Annotated in this window: 13 protein-coding genes and 2 pseudogenes; 5 read left to right on the top strand and 10 right to left on the bottom strand. The window is 69.5% G+C overall.

The window, feature by feature from the left end:
• The first annotated feature begins 112 nt into the window (after positions 1 to 112).
• A complete protein-coding gene (locus ACIBK3_RS02685; RefSeq protein WP_399361115.1) occupies positions 113 to 1,678 on the top strand; it encodes a DUF1996 domain-containing protein in 1,566 nt (521 codons plus the stop codon).
• A 73-nt stretch (positions 1,679 to 1,751) separates the two neighbouring features.
• Here the strand turns inward: ACIBK3_RS02685 and ACIBK3_RS02690 are convergent, their stop codons facing one another.
• The gene (locus ACIBK3_RS02690; protein ID WP_399361117.1) at positions 1,752 to 2,195 is read right to left on the bottom strand and encodes a hypothetical protein; all 444 of its coding nucleotides are present in this window, start codon (positions 2,193 to 2,195) and stop codon (positions 1,752 to 1,754) included.
• 117 nt (positions 2,196 to 2,312) lie between these two features.
• Here ACIBK3_RS02690 and ACIBK3_RS02695 point away from each other — a divergent pair, with 117 nt between their 5' ends.
• The 3 genes from ACIBK3_RS02695 (at position 2,313) to ACIBK3_RS02705 (ending at position 5,794) form a co-directional block, all read left to right on the top strand.
• Entirely contained in the window at positions 2,313 to 2,831 is a 519-nt protein-coding gene (locus ACIBK3_RS02695) for a tetratricopeptide repeat protein (RefSeq protein WP_399362083.1), read from the top strand.
• A 49-nt stretch (positions 2,832 to 2,880) separates the two neighbouring features.
• A complete protein-coding gene (locus ACIBK3_RS02700) occupies positions 2,881 to 4,863 on the top strand; it encodes a hypothetical protein (protein WP_399361119.1) in 1,983 nt (660 codons plus the stop codon).
• A gap of 214 nt (positions 4,864 to 5,077) precedes the next feature.
• Positions 5,078 to 5,794 carry a TetR/AcrR family transcriptional regulator gene (locus ACIBK3_RS02705; protein ID WP_399361121.1) on the top strand — a complete coding sequence of 239 codons (717 nt, stop codon included), beginning with the start codon at positions 5,078 to 5,080 and terminating at the stop codon, positions 5,792 to 5,794.
• A gap of 168 nt (positions 5,795 to 5,962) precedes the next feature.
• On the opposite strand, the gene ACIBK3_RS02710 is transcribed toward ACIBK3_RS02705, so the two are convergent.
• From ACIBK3_RS02710 to ACIBK3_RS02725, 4 genes and pseudogenes are all read right to left on the bottom strand, one after another.
• Positions 5,963 to 6,316 carry a 5-carboxymethyl-2-hydroxymuconate Delta-isomerase gene (locus ACIBK3_RS02710; RefSeq protein WP_399361123.1) on the bottom strand — a complete coding sequence of 118 codons (354 nt, stop codon included), beginning with the start codon at positions 6,314 to 6,316 and terminating at the stop codon, positions 5,963 to 5,965.
• Between the two features lie 33 nt (positions 6,317 to 6,349).
• On the bottom strand, positions 6,350 to 7,972 hold the full coding sequence (locus ACIBK3_RS02715; protein ID WP_399361125.1) for a SpoIIE family protein phosphatase: 1,623 nt from the start codon (positions 7,970 to 7,972) through the stop codon (positions 6,350 to 6,352).
• Between the two features lie 72 nt (positions 7,973 to 8,044).
• A pseudogene (locus tag ACIBK3_RS02720) lies at positions 8,045 to 9,376 on the bottom strand (alpha-1,6-glucosidase domain-containing protein); the annotation flags it as partial.
• Between the two features lie 60 nt (positions 9,377 to 9,436).
• Positions 9,437 to 10,660: an RNA-guided endonuclease InsQ/TnpB family protein gene (locus ACIBK3_RS02725; protein ID WP_399361127.1), complete on the bottom strand. Its 1,224-nt coding sequence runs from the start codon at positions 10,658 to 10,660 to the stop codon at positions 9,437 to 9,439.
• 114 nt (positions 10,661 to 10,774) lie between these two features.
• Between ACIBK3_RS02725 and ACIBK3_RS02730 the strand changes: the two genes are divergently transcribed.
• Positions 10,775 to 10,909, top strand: a complete 135-nt coding sequence (locus ACIBK3_RS02730) for a hypothetical protein (protein WP_399362084.1) — start codon at positions 10,775 to 10,777, stop codon at positions 10,907 to 10,909.
• On the opposite strand, the pseudogene ACIBK3_RS02735 reads toward ACIBK3_RS02730, so the two are convergent.
• From ACIBK3_RS02735 to ACIBK3_RS02755, 5 genes and pseudogenes are all read right to left on the bottom strand, one after another.
• Positions 10,872 to 11,558: pseudogene (locus tag ACIBK3_RS02735) on the bottom strand (alpha-amylase family glycosyl hydrolase); the annotation flags it as partial. The gene ACIBK3_RS02730 and the pseudogene ACIBK3_RS02735 sit on opposite strands and share 38 nt — an antisense overlap.
• 121 nt (positions 11,559 to 11,679) lie before the next feature.
• Entirely contained in the window at positions 11,680 to 13,431 is a 1,752-nt protein-coding gene (locus ACIBK3_RS02740) for a glycoside hydrolase family 13 protein (protein ID WP_399361129.1), read from the bottom strand.
• Between the two features lie 225 nt (positions 13,432 to 13,656).
• A complete protein-coding gene (locus ACIBK3_RS02745; protein WP_399361131.1) occupies positions 13,657 to 14,652 on the bottom strand; it encodes a sugar ABC transporter permease in 996 nt (331 codons plus the stop codon).
• Between the two features lie 13 nt (positions 14,653 to 14,665).
• Positions 14,666 to 15,670: a carbohydrate ABC transporter permease gene (locus tag ACIBK3_RS02750; protein WP_399361133.1), complete on the bottom strand. Its 1,005-nt coding sequence runs from the start codon at positions 15,668 to 15,670 to the stop codon at positions 14,666 to 14,668.
• 101 nt (positions 15,671 to 15,771) lie between these two features.
• Positions 15,772 to 17,040 carry an extracellular solute-binding protein gene (locus ACIBK3_RS02755; protein ID WP_399361135.1) on the bottom strand — a complete coding sequence of 423 codons (1,269 nt, stop codon included), beginning with the start codon at positions 17,038 to 17,040 and terminating at the stop codon, positions 15,772 to 15,774.
• Between the last annotated feature and the right edge of the window lie 6 nt (positions 17,041 to 17,046).

Consider the following 17,046-nt stretch of genomic DNA (forward strand, 5'->3'; position numbering starts at 1 on the left):
ATCAATTTCTGAGACGGCTGAACACCCGTGGGACGGGCCGCGTATCAAAGGGCGCCGCTTCACTCCTGTCGGGCGCCTCGATGCTGCCCCGCAAGGAAGTCAGAGGAGTTCCATGGGACGCAACACACGTAAACGCCGTTCGTCGATGGCCACGAAGGCCGTGGCAGCATCGGCGGCCCTAGCGCTCGGTGGGGGCGGGCTGATCTGGGCGAACTTCTACGCTTCGGCGCACGAGTCCAACAACTCGGCGCAGAACCAGACCAAGGCCGCCGCCGCCCAGGTGGCGACGATCGCCTGCCCCGATGTGGGCCAGAAGCTGACGAACGTGCCGAACTCGGCGCGCTCCGGCGTGGACAAGGAGCTGGCGCTCCTGGACAAGCAGATCACCGAGGCCTACGCCCGGCTCGCCTCCACGCGCCAGGCCCAGGCAGGTGACTCGGGCTTCGTCCAGAACGCGATCGTCGGTCCCCTCAAGGAAAAGCGGGCCGCGACGATCGACCGGATCCGGATCGACATCCAGCGGGTCGGGGGCCAGTTCAACAGTTCCCTGAGCCAGCTCGCCGCCTGCACCACGCAGAACGCCGCCCCGCAGACCAACGCCGGCGGCCAGAACGGTGGCCAGCAGAACGGCGGTCAGCAGAACGGCGGCCAGAACAACGGCGGCCAGCAGAACGGCGGCCAGAACAATGGCGGCCAGCAGAACGGCGGCCAGCAGAACGGCGGCCAGCAGGGCAACAACGGTCAGCAGAACGGCCAGGGCGGCAACGGCCCGGTCGCGGCGGACTTCGTGGACATCACCAAGGTCCAGCCGAACGTCAAGGCGAAGGCCGGCAAGACCGGCCAGGCGTCGACCGGTACGTTCACCACCAAGTGCGGTGTGAACGCGAACGACAACCACAACACCGACAACGTGATCGTGGCGCCCGGCGTGGCCAACGGCGCGCACCACACGCACGACTATGTGGGCAACCAGTCGAACGACGCCTTCGCGGACAACAACAAGTTCGCGGCGGCCGAGACGACCTGCCAGAACCAGGAGGACAAGTCGTCGTACTACTGGCCGGTGCTGCGTCTCCAGGACGGTACGCAGGAATTCGACCAGAACCAGGACGGCGGTGGCAAGGAGGGCAACGTCGGCAAGATCCTCCAGGCCAAGCAGGCGGAGATCAAGTACGTCGGCAGCCCGAAGAGCAAGGTCGTGGCGATGCCGGAGTTCCTGCGCATCATCACCGGTGACGCCAAGACCACCACCAACGGTCTGGCGAACGCCAACGCGCACTGGAGCTGCACGGGCTTCGAGAACAAGGTGCAGCTCACCGAGCAGTACCCGCTGTGCCCGCAGGGCAGCAGCGTGGTCCGTACGTTCGCCTTCCAGAGCTGCTGGGACGGCCAGAACGTAGACTCGGCCAACCACCGCACGCACGTCGCCTTCGCCGACGCCAACGGCAACTGCGCCAACGGCTTCAAGGCGATCCCGCAACTGACGATGCGTCTGGTCTACGACGTTCCCACCCCCGTCATCCAGAACGGCCAGGTGAAGAACGCGTTCGCGGTCGATGGTTTCCCGGAACAGCTGCACAAGGCGGCCACCGATCACGACGACTTCATCAACGTGATGCCGGCCAACCTGAACAACAAGATCGCGCAGTGCATCAACACCGGCCAGAACTGCCAGTGACACCGCGCTAGCCGGACAAGAGAACCGGCGGTGGGATCTCCCACCGCCGGTTCTCTTTCTTGTGCCTTCGATATCAGTGACTCGGGTGCGAGGCACCCGCTGAGGGCTCGTCCGACCCGTGCCCCGAGTGGTCCGTGCCCTCCTCGATGTCACCGCCGAGCCTGGTGCGCAGCGCGTTCATCGTGCTGGTCTCCCCCACGGCCACCCACTTGCGGCCGACCAGGTAGTGACCTCCGTAGTCCTTGGCCCCGTTGATCCACTCGCGCTGGCCGCGGTCGGTGGCGAAGGTGGCGAGGACGAACTTGCCGTCGGAGTTCTTGCAGATGGCCTGGCGGATCTCGTCCGCGTCCGTCTGCATGTTCGGCGCGCACTTCACCTCGGCGGCCAGGTGCTCCAGGCTGCCGGTCGCCGTCTGCGGTACGGCGGGCTTCGTGGCAGTGGCACCGGATCCGCAGCCCGCCAGCGCGAACACCAGCGCCGCGCCACTCAGCGCGAGTATCGGTCGGGTCAGCCTCATCTGTTCCTCCGGTCGCACGTATCAGACCATGCCTGAGCCGGCCCCGGCGAGGGGCCGTCCTCTTCGATACGGCCGAGGAGCCCTCCGCGCTCAAATCGGGTACCCCGACGGGTACACCTGTGCGAAAGTGGGCCGGTGGACCAAAACTGGGAAGATCGCGTGGCCGCCGCCTGGGCCACCCTCGACGACTACGCGGAGGAGGACGGGGCCGAGTTCCGGGCCGTGATCGACGCGCTCGTCGCCGAACTGCCGGACGGCAGCCCCCTCGGCCTTTTCGAGCGGGCCTGCGCCTGGGACTCGACCGGTCACTCGGACCAGGCCGTCCCGCTGTACCGGGAGGCGCTGGCCCTCGGGCTGCGCGGCTACCAGGGGCGCCGAGCCAAGATCCAGCTGTCCAGCTCACTGCGCAACACCGGGCAGCCGGAGGAGGGTGTCAAGCTGCTGACACCCGAACTGGACGCGCCGTCCGACGAGTTGGATGACGCGGTACGGGCCACGCTCGCCCTGTGCCTGTCCAGCCTCGGCCGCGACCGCGAGGGCTTGTCCCTCGTCCTCGGCGCCCTGGCCCCCCATCTGCCGCGCTACCAGCGGTCGATGGCGAACTACGCGCGGGCCCTGGTCGCCCCCGAGGGCTGACGCGCCAGGCCGGCGGTGACCAACCATCGATTCGCTCGTTCTGCTGAACGTGCAGTCACAGGATGTCGCCCCGCGCCCCGGCCCCTCCTCCACCGCCTCCTCGTCCGCCGACCCGGTCGTCGACGTCGAACAGGCCGAGGCCGCACTCGTCGAGCACTATCCGCGGCTCGTCCGGCTCGCCTATCTGGTGCTGCCGGCGCGCCTCGGCCGGAGCAGGCGCGTGCTGACCGCGCACGCCCTCACCCAGCAGGCCCTGCCCCGGGGCCGCACCTCCGTCCCCGTGATCCCGGCCCAGTCGACAGGCCGCGACGGCGACCCCGGGTACGCCCTGGTCCGCCTCCAGGTGCTGCGCGCGGCACTGCGGGCGGGCCTGCCGCTGAGGCGCACGGCATGGCCGAAGCGGGCACAGCTGCCGCCGACACTGCCCCAGGTGTGGGGCCTCAAGCTCTTCCCGCGCTCGGGCGGCGCCGAGGAACTCGCCCTGGACCAGCGCCTGTCGGCCCTGTCCGGCCCGGCCCGCGCCGCGTACGTACTGCGCGGCCTGGAGAAGCTCCCGGACGACGACGTACGCACCGTGCTGACGGCCGCGGGCGTCGACGACGTGGACGCCGCGCTGGACGAGGCGGACAACGCGGACGAGGCGGCCACGCAGTACGCGCTGCTGGAATCCCCCGAGTTCGACCCCTGTTCGCTCCAGGCCCGGCCCACCGACCTGATGCGGCGCAGGCAGCACATGAAGGCGGCGCTCGCCGCGGCCGCCGCGGTCGCGGTGTGCGGGGCGCTGCTCGGTCTGCCCGGCGACGGCAGGGGCCCGGAGGGCGCCGCGGCGCCGGCCTACGCGCAGAACCCCTCCGCCCAGGAGGCCCTGGACCCGGCGAAGCTGACCAGGGCCGCCCCCGGCACCTGGCAGTCGTCCGCGCGCACCGACTTCTCCGTGTGGCCCGCCCGCGGCGAACTCACCGGCGACCAGGGCCTGCTGCGCCGCGCCCTGGCCGTCTGGGCCCGCCCCGGCGCGACCGTCCGGGTCTCCCCGACCCCCGGCACCCCGACCGGCGGCCCGGCCGGACCGCCCCAACTGCTGTACGCGGGAACCGTCGACAGCGCGCGCGTGGTGCTCCTCTACGACGGTCTGCGCGTCGCCCGCTACGCCGAGCCGAAGGACAGCACCAAGGGTGCCGCGCTCGACTTCGCGCGGGTCGACGGCGCGAGCAGTGCCGAGGCGAGCGCGGTGGTGCTGAGCCGGGCCGACGGCAACGTCCGTTACCTGATGGCGCCTTGGGTGAAGGAGGCGGCCGAGCGGGACCTGATGAAGCCGGGCTCCGGTGTGATGAACCTGCCCCTGACCGACGGCACCACCGCGCCGCTGGCCAGCCCCGCCGTCCGGACCGGCGCGTGCACCTCGTGGAACGTGCTCCAGGTGACGGACGCCTCCGGCACCCGCCTCCTGACGGACCTGGGCGAGTTGGTCCCGGCCCGCCTCACCACCGGCCGGCCCGGGTCGGCACACGACGCGTCCGGTGCCCGGTCGCAGCGCACCTGGGCCCCGTTCGCCTGCTCCCTGTCCGCGATGCGCGCCGCGGGCGTACGGAGCGTGAACGCCTGGGAGTTCGCCACGCAGCCCCTGCCCGACGCGGGTGAAACGACATGGGGGTCCCCCCGCCCTCAGAGTGCGGGAGGTTCGGCGGCCTGGGTGTGCACCCGGGCCGAGACCTGGCGGGGCGACGGCACGCGCGTGATGGCGCAGTTCCACACGCCGGGCGGCACGTACGGGGCGGTCGCGGCGAGGGCCCAGGACGTGCCCGCCTGCGGCCCCCGCGATCCGCACGTACTGGCCGGTGTGCTGTGGAAGTCGGGCACGGGCTCCTGGTACCTGCTGGCCGCCGGCAGCCGCGGCACCTCGTCGATCAGCGCGACGGGCGGAGTGCGCGGGACGGCCAACGGCAACCTGCTGACCGTGAAGACCCGGCAGGGCGCCCAGGCCGGACTGGAGGGGACCTTGGAGAGCGGGCGGTCGATCAGCGGCCTCGGCTAGCCGACACCGGCGGGCACATGCTGCCGGTCACCGCAACAGGCTGACCGTGGACGGGCGTTGGCGGACGGGGTGGACTCGACCGCCGGCGTCCGCTGTGGGCAGGTGTCGAGCCATGGGCCGCGGGCGCGGAGTGAGAGCCTCTCCCGCTGGACAAGTGAACACCGTTGGCCGGTCCCGTCCGTTCAGGGCCGGATTCGATCGGTAAGGTGTTCGCATGACTACCGTGGTGCGCCGCAGGATGGGTGTCGAGGAGCGGCGGCAGCAGCTGATCGGCGTCGCACTCGACCTGTTCAGCCGCCGGTCGCCCGACGAGGTCTCCATCGACGAGATAGCCGTGGCCGCGGGCATCTCCCGGCCGCTCGTCTACCACTACTTCCCCGGCAAACTCAGCCTGTACGAGGCCGCGTTGAAGCGTGCCGCCGAGGATCTCGCGAGCCGGTTCACGGAACCGCACGAGGGTCCGCTGGGAGCCAGGCTGCTGCGGGTGATGGGCCGGTTCTTCGACTTCGTCGAGGAGCACGGCCCCGGTTTCTCGGCGTTGATGCGGGGCGGCCCGGCGGTCACCGTGGGCGGCGCCGCGTCGATGAGCGCGGTCTCGGCGACGAACGCGCTCATCGACTCCGTTCGGCAGGTCGCTTACGACCAGATTCTTTCGCATCTCGGCGTGACGGATCCGCCCGCGCGGCTGGAACTGGTCGTCCGCTCCTGGATCTCGCTCGCCGAGTCGACAGCGCTGATCTGGCTGGACGGCCGGGACATCCCGCGGGCCGAGCTGGAGGTGCAGCTCGTGCACGACTTCGCCGCGCTCGCGGCCGTCAGCGCGACCCACGACGCGGAGATGAGGGTGCTTCTGCGCCGCATGCTCAAGGACGAGCCGGGCGACGGGCCGTTCAGCGACCTGGTGCAGCGGATGGTCGCGCTGGCGTCCTGAGCACGAACGGCCCGAGCGGAACGGCCGGAGCACGAACGGCCCGAGCGGGAACCGCCTGGGCGCGAACAACCCGAGCGGGAACCGCCTGGGCGCGAACAACCCCAGCGGGAACCGCCTGGGCGCGAACAACCCCAGCCGCAACGGCCTGGGGCGGCCCGTGCGGAACGGTCAGCGCTCGACCTTGCGGTACGACGGGTCGAGGTCACGCACCTCGGCGGAGGCGTGCAGCACGAAACCGTCGCCCTCGATGTGCTTGGCGAGCAGCTCCACGACGGCCTGAGTCAGTCTCGCCTTGGCCTCCTCGGTACGCCCGGCGAGCAGCCCGATGGTGACATGGACGACGCCGTGTCCCTCGTCCTCGTGCCCGACCAGCGTGTACGCGGACGGACGGAACTGTGTCTTGCAGGCTTCCGGCTTCGCCGCCGCGATCTCGACCGCCGCCGTGTGCAGTGCCTCGGCGAAACCTTCCCGGTCGAAAGCGGGCGCCAGGGTGGCGGAGTAGTCGACGGTGATCTGCGGCATGAGCACTCCTGTTCTGAGGCAACAGGGCCCACCCTAGTTCTTCAGCTGCAGCGCCAGCATCGCGATGTCGTCCTCGCGTTCGTGGCCGAAGCAGGCCAGGAGGGTGTCGCAGAGGGCGTCCGGGCCGGGCAGGGAGCCGGAGGCCGCGGCACGGAGCTGTTCCATCGAGACCTCCAGGTCCGTGCCCCGGGTCTCGATCAGACCGTCGGTGACCATGAGGAGCCGGTCGGTGGGTTCGAGGAACAGCTCGGTGGGCGGCGGGTGGGGCAGGCCCAGGCCGAGCAGGGGCCCGCCGGCCTTGGCGTAGTCGGCGCTGTTGGTATCCCGGATGATCAGGGGCGGGATGTGGCCGGCGTTGGCGATGCGGGTGCGTCCGGTGTCGGGGTCGATCAGGGCCAGGCAGACGGTGGCGGTGACGTCGGGGTGGTAGTGCTGGAGCATCCGGTCGAGGCGTTCGGCGAGCACCGCCGGGTCGCTCTCGTCGACGCAGTAGGCGCGCAGCGCGTGCCGGATCTCGACCATGACGGTGGCCGCCTCCAGCGAGTGACCGACCACGTCGCCGACGGCGGCGAGGGCACCTTCGCGGGTTCGCAGCGCGGCGTAGAAGTCGCCGCCGATCTCGGTCTCCCGGGACGCGGGCACATAGCGCACCACGACGTCGAGGCCGGGCAGTTCCGGCAGCCGGTGCGGCTGGGGCAGGAAGCTGTGCTGGAGGGTGAGGGCGACATGCCGCTCGACCTGGTACATGAGCAGCGGTTCGGCGGCGAGCGCGGTGGCCTGGGCGAGCCGGGCCAGCAGGGCCTCGGCCTCGGGGCCCGCCCGGCGCAGCCCGCGGGTGGGGGCGGCCAGACACACCGGGGCCTTGCCGTCCTGGGTGACGGTCAGGGCCAGCCGGGCGTCGTGCTGCACGCCGGGCCGGAAGAACCCGGTGGGCCACAGCGGTGCGGGGACCGTGGTGATCTGCACCCCGGCCTGCCCGCGGGTGAGCCGCCGCAGCACACCCGCCACGGTCCGGTGGGCGCCCTCGTCCGGCAGCGCGACCGAGGTGCGGTCCCGGGAGAGGCCGCGGTACAGCTTGTCGTCGTGGTCGAGGACGAAGACGGCGGCGGGCGAGCCGGTGAGCCGCGCGGTGGCGTCGGCGGCGGCGTCGGCGAGTTCCTGCAGGGAACGCGCCGCCTGGATGGTGACGATCGCCTCCGACAGCAGTGTCAGCCGCCGTACCTGCGCCTGGCCGTCGGCCCGCATCCGGCCGGCGCGTACCGCGGCCCGGACCGCCGCCTCGATCGCCTCGGGCTCGGCGGGCATCGTCAGATAGGCCTCGGCGCCCTCGTCCAGCGCCTGGCAGCGGTCGCCCGGGACCGCGGCGCCGGCCGAGCAGTGCACGACGGGCAGGCCGGCCATGCGTGGCCGCTCCTTGAGCCGGCGGCACAGTTCGAAGCCGCTCATGTCCGGCAGGTTCACGTCGATCAGGGCCACGTCGGGCACGTTTCCCTTGCGCAGCCGAATGTCGAGTTCGGTCAGCGCCTCGTAGCCGGTGGCGACGGAGACGACCCGGTGACCGGCGCGGCTGAGCACGGCAGCCAGCGCGTACCGGCTGTCCGCCACGTCGTCCACGACCAGCACGGTCGTGCCGGTCTGCTTGTCGTTGACGTCCATCTGTCAGCCCCTGGGACACACAGGTGGGACAGACCGGGATTCAGGGTCTGCCCCACCACCGTAATGCCCTTGTCAGGAAACTGGCGAGAATACGGTCACGGATCGTCCCGGAACGGCGAACGTGCCCGATTCCCGCTCGTACGAGGACGACTTGACGATAGGGTCCGCTCCCGACGCCTGCACCGGATGCAGCCGGTAGCCGGTCCCGGCGAGCGCGTCGATCCGCTGCCGCCGCGCCTGCGGGGTCGCGTTGAACACCACGACCAGGTCACCGAGCCGCATGGTGATCACGCCGGGTGTCTCGTCCTTCCCGGACAACGGGAAGGAGAGCGCCGACTGCACCTGGCCGGCCGTGTCGAGGGAGAAGGCCTGCTCCGTCGTACGGATTCTCAGCAGATCCCGGTACGCGGCCGAGGCGCCCTCGATCTGCTCGCAGCCCACGCTCACCGTGCTCAACAGAGGCTTGGCGTACGGCCACTTGGAGGCATTGTCAGCCGCCCTCGGCAGTCCGCGTCCGAAGCCGTTGCCGTCCCGGCAGTTCCAGTGGACGGCGTTGAACCAGTCGCCGCTGTCGTAGGAGTTGCGGTCCAGGGACTTGGAGCGCAGCAGGTCGGTGCCGGCCTGGGAGAGGGCCGGGCCCTGGGAGAGGGTGGCCGTGGCCAGGGCGAGGACCTGCATCCGGGCGCGGTCGGCCGGGCTGGTCCCGGCGGGCAGTTTGTACGTCAGGGCATCGAAGAGTGACTCGTTGTCGTGGGCGTCGGCGTAGGCGAGGGCGTCTCCGGGGGCGTCCGCGTAGCCGGCGGGCCGGCCGTTGTAGTCGACGTCGGCGCCGGTGACCTCCTTGCCGTCTGTGTCGGTGAAGCGGTAGGCCGCGAGGTTGCCGCTCAGGCCGACCTTGATCAGGTCCTGGTAGTGCAGGAGGCGGGCCTTCTGCTCGGCCTCGGTCCCGTTCGACGTCGAGGAGTTGGGGTCGGTGTACAGGCCGGACGCGAAGCCCTGGACGCCCGGGTCCTCGTCGAAGGGGCCGCCGCCGCGTACGGCGTCACGGGCGCGGTCGGAGAAGGTCGCGATCCCCGTCCCGGCCATGTTCTGCTGCGTGGCCTGCACGAAGCGGGCGTCGTCGGCGACCTCGCCGAAGTTCCAGCCCTCGCCGTACAGGATGATCTTCTTGCCGTCGACGCCGTCCTTCGCGAGGGTCAGCGCGTCCAGGGCCTTGCGGACCGCGAGGATGTTGGCCTTCGGGTGGTGGCCCATGAGGTCGAAGCGGAACCCGTCGACCTTGTACTGCCTGGCCCAGGTGACGATCGAGTCGACGACCAGCTTGCCCGTCATGGCGTTCTCGGTGGCGGTGCCGGCACAGCAGGTGCTGTCGGCGACCGAGCCGTCGGCGAGGAGTCGCTGGTATTGACTTGCTCCTCACCCTGAAGGGCGAGGATTCTGGCCTTGTCGATCGTTGCTGTGCCGCTACGCGGCACGGGGTTCGGTCGGGATTCCGTGGCTTCCTGTTTCTTCGCGCTGTGCCGGGATTGCTCCTGGTCTTACCGGCGCTCTGCAGGCTGATACCGCCAGTCCGGCGGCCGTCTTCACGTTGATCGCGGCGTTGGTGTCCCGGTCGTGGACGGTGCCGCAGGCGGTACAGGTCCATTCCCGGACGTTCAGGGGTTTGGGTCCGTCCTTGATACCGCAGGTGGAGCAGGTCTGGGAGGTCGGTGTGAACCGGCCGGTCTTGACCAGGGTACGGTCGTACCGTTCTGCTTTGTACGCCAGCATGCTGATGAACGATGCCCATCCGGCATCGTGCACGGACTTGGCCAGCTTCGTGCGCGCCAGTCCCGCCACCGACAAATCCTCCACGGCGATCCCTTGGTTCTCGGCAATCAGTTTCGTGGAGAGCTGGTGGTGGAATTCGCGGCGTGCGTCAGCAACTTTGGTGTGGGCGCGGGCGACCTTGAGACGGGCCTTGGCCCGGTTCTTTGATCCCTTCTGCTTGCGGGACAGCTCCTGCTGGGCCTTCTTCAGTTTCTTCTCCGCGCGCCGCAAGAAGCGCGGGGAGTCGATCTTCGTGCCGTCGGAGAGGACTGCGAAGTGTGTCAGGCCGAGATCGATGCCCAGGGTGCGGTCGGTGTCGGGCATCCGGGTCGCGTCGGCGGCGGGATCGGTGTCAAGGACAAAGGAGGCGAAGAACCTGCCCGCGGCGTCCTTGATGACGGTGACGGAGGTGGGAGTGGTGGGCAGCGTGCGGGACCACTTCACCTTCACCGCGCCGATCTTCGGCAGGTTCAGACGGCCGCTGCCGGTGATGCTCCAGCGGGCGTTGGCGGTGAACCGGATCGACTGCCGGGCGTCCTTGCGGGACTTGAAGCGGGGCGGGCCCGTCCTGGGGCCTTTGCGGGTGCCCTTGAGGGAGGCGAAGAAGTTGCGGTAGGCGCTCTCGGCGTCCCGTAGGGACTGCTGGAGCACCACCGCGGAGACCTCACCCAGCCAGGACCGTTCCGCTGTCCGCTTGGCCTCGGTGATCAGACGCGTGGACAACTGACCGGCCGTCGGGAACGGCTGCTCGGCCTTACGAGCGTCTTCACGGGCGCGGACCGCGTCGTTGAACACGACGCGGGCGCATCCGAACGCCTTCGCCAACGCGGTCTGCTGGCCGGTGTCCGGGTACAGGCGGAAGCTGTACCTGAGCTGCATGACCGTCACGCTACATACTTGGGTGATGGGTGAGATGCAGGAGATCAGAACTGGTCGGCACTGTGCTTCATGATGCATGTGCACTTGGTCTTCTTGACCAGGTTCCGGCACAAGGTGTTCACCGATGCCCACTTGAGGCGGATGAAGGAGATCATGCGGTCGGTGTGTACGGACTTCGAGTGCGACCTGGTGGAATTCAACGGCGAGGAAGCTTCCAGTACGCGTTGGGGTTCGTCAGCCGCGAGTTGATGTTCGCGAGGTCGGCCGCGTCGATGTGCTTGGCCGCGTCGATGCGGAAGCCGTCGACTCCGAGACCGATCAGGTCGTTCAGGTAGCCGGCGATCGCACCGCGGACGTAGGGCTCACCGGTGTCCAGGTCGGCGAGGCCGACCAGTTCGCAGTGCTGCACGTTCCAGCGGTCCCGGTAGTCGGTGACCTGGCCGGTGCAGTCGTCGAAGTCGTACGACGAGTACAGGCCGGGATAGTCGTACTTGGTGTGGTCCGAGCCGCCGGTGCCGGTGCCGGTGCCCGCCGACATGTGGTTGATGACGCTGTCGACGACAACCTTCACGCCGGCCGCGTGGCAGGTGTTCACCATGGTCCGGAAGCCGGTGCGGTCGCCGAGCCGCCCGGCGATCTTGTAACTGACGGGCTGGTACGACGTCCACCACTGCGCGCCCTGTATGTGCTCGGCGGGCGGCGAGACCTGGACGTATCCGTAACCGGCCGGCCCGAGTGTGCTGGTGCACTCCTTCGCCACCGAGGCGAAGTTCCACTCGAAGAGGACGGCGGTGACGTCCTTGGTGCCGGGCGGGGAGGCTTGCGCGGCGGTTGGGTTCATGCCAATCGCAGCGGTGGCCGCGAGGGCGAAAACCCCTGGGAGGGTCCTGCGTGCCATGTGGGGTCCTTCACCGTTGAAGGTTCTTGCTGCAAGGTTTCAGGCAGCTTGCGGTGACGCAGATGCTAAAGGCCCGCCGCCTGAAAAGGCAGCGGGCCGTGTGAAGTTGATACGGGAACTTTCAGAGACGCGTGGTGAACCACACCGTCGCGTCCGCCGGCACCTTCATCTCGCCGTCCGCCTCGGTCACCTCACGGCTGGCGAGCAGGACGCGGCCGTACGCCGGAGTCGTCACCGACTCGCCGCCGGTGTTGGTGACACACACGAACTCCCCGCGCCGGAAGGCGAGAACGCTCTCGGGGGCCCGCAGCCACTCCACGCAGTCGCCCGCGCCCAGGTCGGGCTGCTCGCGACGGGCGGCGAGGGCGGACCGGTAGAGCTCCAGGGTGGAGCCCGCGACGCCGGTCTGGGCCTCGACGCTCAGCTCGCCCCAGCCCGCCGGCTGCGGCAGCCAGCTGCCTCGGCCGCCGAAGCCGTACGACGATCCCGTGCGCGTCCAGGGGATCGGCACCCGGCAGCCGTCGCGGAAGCCGTCCTGGCCGGCACCGCGGAAGTAGGCGGGGTCCTGGCGGACCTCGTCGGGCAGGTCGACGACGTCCGGGAGGCCGAGCTCCTCGCCCTGGTAGACGTACGCCGATCCGGGCAGCGCCAGCATCAGCAGGGTCGCCGCCCGGGCCCGGCGCAGGCCGAGTTCACGGTCGCCCGCCAGGCGGATCTGGGTGCCGAGGCCGGGCGGGTTGGCGAAGCGGGTGGCGTGGCGGGTGACGTCGTGGTTGGACAGGACCCAGGTGGCGGGGGCGCCGACCGGGCGCATGGCCTCCAGGGTGCGGTCGATGACGGCGCGCAGCTCGTCCGCGTCCCAGTCGGTGCTCAGGTACTGGAAGTTGAAGGCCTGGTGGAGCTCGTCGGGGCGGACGTAGTTGGCGGTGCGCTCGATGGTCGGGGTCCACGCCTCGGCGACGAAGATCCGCCCACCCGTCTCCCGCCCCCGCCCTTCCAAGGATGGCCCTTCGGGCCCTTTCTCATTTACCGCGTACTCGTCGAGGACTCTGCGCCACTGGCGGTAGATCGCGTGCACGCCGTCCTGGTCGAAGAACGGCATGACATCGTTGCCCAGCAGTTTGACCTGATCGTGGGTTCCCAGGTCCGGGAGCCCCTCCGCCTTCACCAGGCCGTGGGCCACGTCGATCCGGAAGCCGTCGACGCCCATGTCGAGCCAGAAGCGCAGGATGGAGCGGAACTCGTCGCCGACGGCCGGGTGGTCCCAGTTGAAGTCGGGCTGTTCGGGGGCGAAGAGGTGAAGGTACCACTCCCCCGGGGTGCCGTCCGGCTCGGTGACCCGCGTCCACGCCGGGCCGCCGAAGATCGACTCCCAGTCGTTGGGCGGGAGTTCGCCGCTCGGGCCCTTTCCCGGGCGGAAGTGGTAGCGCTCCCGCAGCGGTGAGCCGGGGCCCTCGGCGACCGCCCGCCTGAACCACTCGTGCTGGTCGGAGGAGTGGTTGGGGACCACGTCGACGATGATGCGCAGGCCGAGCCGGTGAGCGTCGCGGATCAGCGCGTCGGCGTCCAGGAGGTTGCCGAACATGGGGTCCACGGCCCGGTAGTCGGCCACGTCGTAGCCGGCGTCGGCCTGCGGGGAGGCGTAGAAGGGGCTGAGCCACACGGCGTCCACGCCGAGGTCGCGCAGGTACGGCAGTCGGGTGCGGATGCCCTCCAGGTCGCCCATGCCGTCGCCGTCGCTGTCGGCGAAGCTGCGCGGATAGACCTGGTAGATCACGGCGTCCCGCCACCAGTCGCGGCGCTTGGCGACAGTGGCGACGGCCGCTTCAGAAAAGGGGGTCGGGGCCGGGTCGGCGGAGTGCTGCTGGCTCATGGCGTCCTTGGTGCGTAACGGGGTTCGGTCGTGGAGGGTGTCGAGGTGGTCGTGGGTCTGTTTTCGAGGTTGTCGTGAGGCTGTTGTCGAGATTACGCACAGCTGTCGAGATTACGTACGGCAGCGGGTGAGAGACGGCCGCGGTGTCTGCGGGGTCGGATGGACACCGCGGCCGCCGCCCGCGCGGTGAGGCGCGGGGGTCCGGTGGCTCGCCGGTGGCGGGACTCAGCCCTTCGTGCCGCCCGAGGTGAGGCCGGTCACCAGGTTCTTCTGCACGAAGTAGAAGAACGCGGCGGCGGGTATCGCGATCAGTACCGCGGTGGCGGCCATCAGATTGCGCTGCGCGTCGTGCTCGCTGACGAAGGTCTGCAGACCGACGGCGAAGGTGTACTTCGTGTCGGACAGCATGAACGTGGCCGCGAACGCGACCTCGCCGAAGGCGGTGAGGAAACTGTAGAACGCGGCGACCGCCAGGCCCGGCTTGGCGAGCGGCAGGATCAGTCGCGCGAACGTACCGAAGGGGGTCAGCCCGTCGACGCGTCCGGCCTCGTCGATCTCGAACGGAATGGTGTCGAAATAGCCCTTCATCAGCCATGCGCAGTACGGGACGGTGGTCGTGCAGTACACGAGGACGAGCCCAAGGTAGCTGTCGATGAGCTGCAGGTCCGACAGGATCTGGTACATCGGCACCATGAGTACGGCGACCGGGAACATCTGGGTGACCAGGAGCACCCACATGAACTTCCGGTAACCCGGGAAGCGCATGCGCGAGACCGCGTAACCGGTGGTCGCCGAGATGATCACGCCGATGGCGGTGGTGCCGAGCGTGACGATCATCGTGGTCTGCAGCCAGTCGAAGAACTTCGTGTGCTCCAGGACGAACGTGTAGTTGTCGAACGTCATCTTGTCCCAGATGCCGCCCGGGTGCAGATAGTCGTCCTTGTCCGGGCCGAGGGACAGATAGACCAGCCAGGCCACGGGGAACAGCGCCACCAGACTCGCGGCGATCAGGATGCCGTGGGAGACGAGGCGGACGGCGGGCGTGCTCTCGCCGCGGCGCGTGCCCCGCTTCGGGGCGGCCGGGGTGTTCCGGCCGGCCGCGGCGGCGGCGGAGGAGGTCTCGACCGCGGTCGGACTCGTCGGATTCGTCGTGCGCGTCGCGCTCGTCGGAATCGGCGTACTCGGTGTGCTCGGCGTACTCGGCGTACTCGGCGTACTCATGGGGACTCCCGCCTCAGATCGCGAGCTGCTGGTCATTGCGGTTCAGCCAGCGGCGGTAGAAGGAGGTGAAGACGATCAGGATGGCCAGCAGCAGGATGCCGTAGGCGGCCGACTGCGCGAAGTCACGTGGCTGCTGTCCGAAGCCCAGGTAGTACGCCCAGGTGACCAGGATCTGGGCGTCCGGGGCGGTGTTGCCGAACAGCAGGAAGATGATCGCGAACTGGTTGAAGGTCCAGATGACACCGAGGAGCACGACGGTGGAGCTGACGGACCTCAGCCCAGGCAGGGTGACGTACCTGAAGCGCTGCCAGGCGTTCGCGCCGTCCATCTCCGAGGCCTCGTACAGCGAGGTGTCGATGGCCTGGAGGCCGCCGAGCAGGGACAGCATCATGAAGGGGACACCGCACCAGGTGTTGACCATGATCGCGGCGAACCGCTGCCAGAAGGTGTCCTCCAGCCACAGCGGCGCCGGCAGGTGCAGTGCGTCCAGGGCGGAGTTGATGATGCCGCCGTCCGCGAGCATGAAGCGCCAGCCGAAGACGGTGACGAAGGTCGGCACGGCCCACGGCAGGATCAGCACCAGCCGGTAGAAGGTGCGGCCGCGCAGCTTCTGGTTGAGCAGCAGGGCGAGGCCGAGGCCGATCGTGTAGTGCAGGGTGACGCAGAGCGCCGTCCACACGACGGTCCAGATGAAGTGCGACCAGAAGCGGTCGTAGGCCGTGTCGCCCCACAGGATGTCGGCGTAGTTGTCGAGGCCGATGAACTTGTAAGTGGCGTCGATGTGGTTGACGCCGATCGTGCGGGCGGTGTTCAGGCTGTTGGCGTCGGTGAGCGTGAGGTAGAGCCCGTACACCAAGGGGTAGAGCACGAGGACGCCGAGCACGATCACCACCGGGGCGATCATCGCGTACGCGTACCAGTGCTTCTGGTAGCCGTGCCGGAGACGCTGGACCGGCCCGGGGCGCGGCGCGCGGTCACCGTGGCGCTTGCCGGTCGCGCGGTCGATGGCGACTGTCATGGGTTCGACACTTTCTGGAAGATCAGGGGTGGGCCTGAGCGCAGGCCGGTGGCCGCCGGATCCCTCCCCCGGTTCACGGGGGATCCGGCGGCCACGCGGGGTCACTTGCTGAAGTCCGGGACCAGCTTGGCGATCGAGGTCTCCGCCTTGCCCAGGCCGTCGTCCAGGGACTCCTTGCCGCCGGCGATCTGCGGCAGCTCGGTGTCCAGCGGGCCCCACAGGGAGCTGTACTCGGGCAGGGCCGGGCGCGGCTGGGCGGCGGGCAGGACGGTCTGGAAGCCGGCGATGCCCGGGTCCGCCTTGACCTCGGCGGTGTAGGCGTCACCACGGGTCGGCAGCGTCGAGTTCTTCAGCGCGATGGTCGTCTGGGACTTCGCGGAGGTCATGAAGTTGACGAACGTCAGCGCGGCCTTCTGGTGGGCGGCGTCCGAACCGGCGTAGACGGACAGGTTGTGGCCGCCGGTCGGGGCGCCCGCCTTGCCGGTGGAACCGGCCGGGACGGTGGCGATGCCGAGGTTGTTCTTGTCCTTGAAGGCCGAGCCCTTGTAGAAGTTGGTGATCTCCCACGGGCCCTGGACGATCGCGGCGACCTTGCCGCTGACGAACGCCTCCTGGATGTGGGCGTAGGCGTCGGCGGTGGTGTCGGCCTTGTGCAGGCCCTTGCCGTCGAAGAGGCCCAGCCAGGTCTGGTAGCCCTTCTTGGCGGGCGCGGAGTTCACGGTGACCTTCTTGGCACCGGCGTCGACGGTGTCGGTGCCCTCGCCGTAGAGGAAGCTCTGCGCGTAGTAGGCCTGGGTGGAGCCCCAGTAGCCGTCGACGCCGGTCTTGTCCTTGATCGTGGCGGCGGCCTTCTTCAGGTCGTCCCAGGTCTTCGGTGCCTGGACGCCGGCCTTGTCGAAGAGCTCCTTGTTGTAGACCAGCGCGAGGGTGTCGGTGACCAGCGGCACGCCGTACGTCTTGTCCTCGTACTTGGCCTGCTCGATCAGGTTGGGCTGGAACTTCGCCTGGTCGGCGAGGGCCTCGGTGCCGTCCAGCGGCAGGAAGTAGCCCTTCTTGGCGAAGGCGGGGGTCCAGCCGACCTCGGAGCGCAGGATGTCCGGGGCGCCCTTGGAGCCGGCGGCGGTGTCGAACTTGTTCTGCGCCTGGTCGAAGGGGACGTTGACGTAGTTGACCTTGACGTCCTTGTGGGCGGCCTCGAACTCCTTGACGAGGGCCTGGTACGTCGGTGCCTCGTTGGTGGCGTTGGAGGTGTCCCACCAGGTGATGGTGACCGGACCGTCGGCCTTGCCGTCGCCGTCACTTCCGCCGCAGGCCGTCGCCGCGAGGGCGAGGGACGCCACCAGCGCGGTGGCCACTGTGCCACGCCGCATGAGTTC

Origin of the sequence: Streptomyces sp. NPDC050287 (assembly GCF_044459385.1) — a bacterium.
Lineage (GTDB): Bacteria > Actinomycetota > Actinomycetes > Streptomycetales > Streptomycetaceae > Streptomyces.

Coding starts and splice junctions, on each gene's coding strand:
- ACIBK3_RS02750 (WP_399361133.1), bottom strand. CDS start 15,670: ATGACAGTCGCCATCGACCGCGCGACCGGCAAGCGCCACGGTGACCGC.
- ACIBK3_RS02755 (WP_399361135.1), bottom strand. CDS start 17,040: ATGCGGCGTGGCACAGTGGCCACCGCGCTGGTGGCGTCCCTCGCCCTC.
- ACIBK3_RS02710 (WP_399361123.1), bottom strand. CDS start 6,316: ATGCCGCAGATCACCGTCGACTACTCCGCCACCCTGGCGCCCGCTTTC.
- ACIBK3_RS02740 (WP_399361129.1), bottom strand. CDS start 13,431: ATGAGCCAGCAGCACTCCGCCGACCCGGCCCCGACCCCCTTTTCTGAA.
- ACIBK3_RS02690 (WP_399361117.1), bottom strand. CDS start 2,195: ATGAGGCTGACCCGACCGATACTCGCGCTGAGTGGCGCGGCGCTGGTG.
- ACIBK3_RS02745 (WP_399361131.1), bottom strand. CDS start 14,652: ATGAGTACGCCGAGTACGCCGAGTACGCCGAGCACACCGAGTACGCCG.
- ACIBK3_RS02705 (WP_399361121.1), top strand. CDS start 5,078: ATGACTACCGTGGTGCGCCGCAGGATGGGTGTCGAGGAGCGGCGGCAG.
- ACIBK3_RS02685 (WP_399361115.1), top strand. CDS start 113: ATGGGACGCAACACACGTAAACGCCGTTCGTCGATGGCCACGAAGGCC.
- ACIBK3_RS02715 (WP_399361125.1), bottom strand. CDS start 7,972: ATGGACGTCAACGACAAGCAGACCGGCACGACCGTGCTGGTCGTGGAC.
- ACIBK3_RS02725 (WP_399361127.1), bottom strand. CDS start 10,660: ATGCAGCTCAGGTACAGCTTCCGCCTGTACCCGGACACCGGCCAGCAG.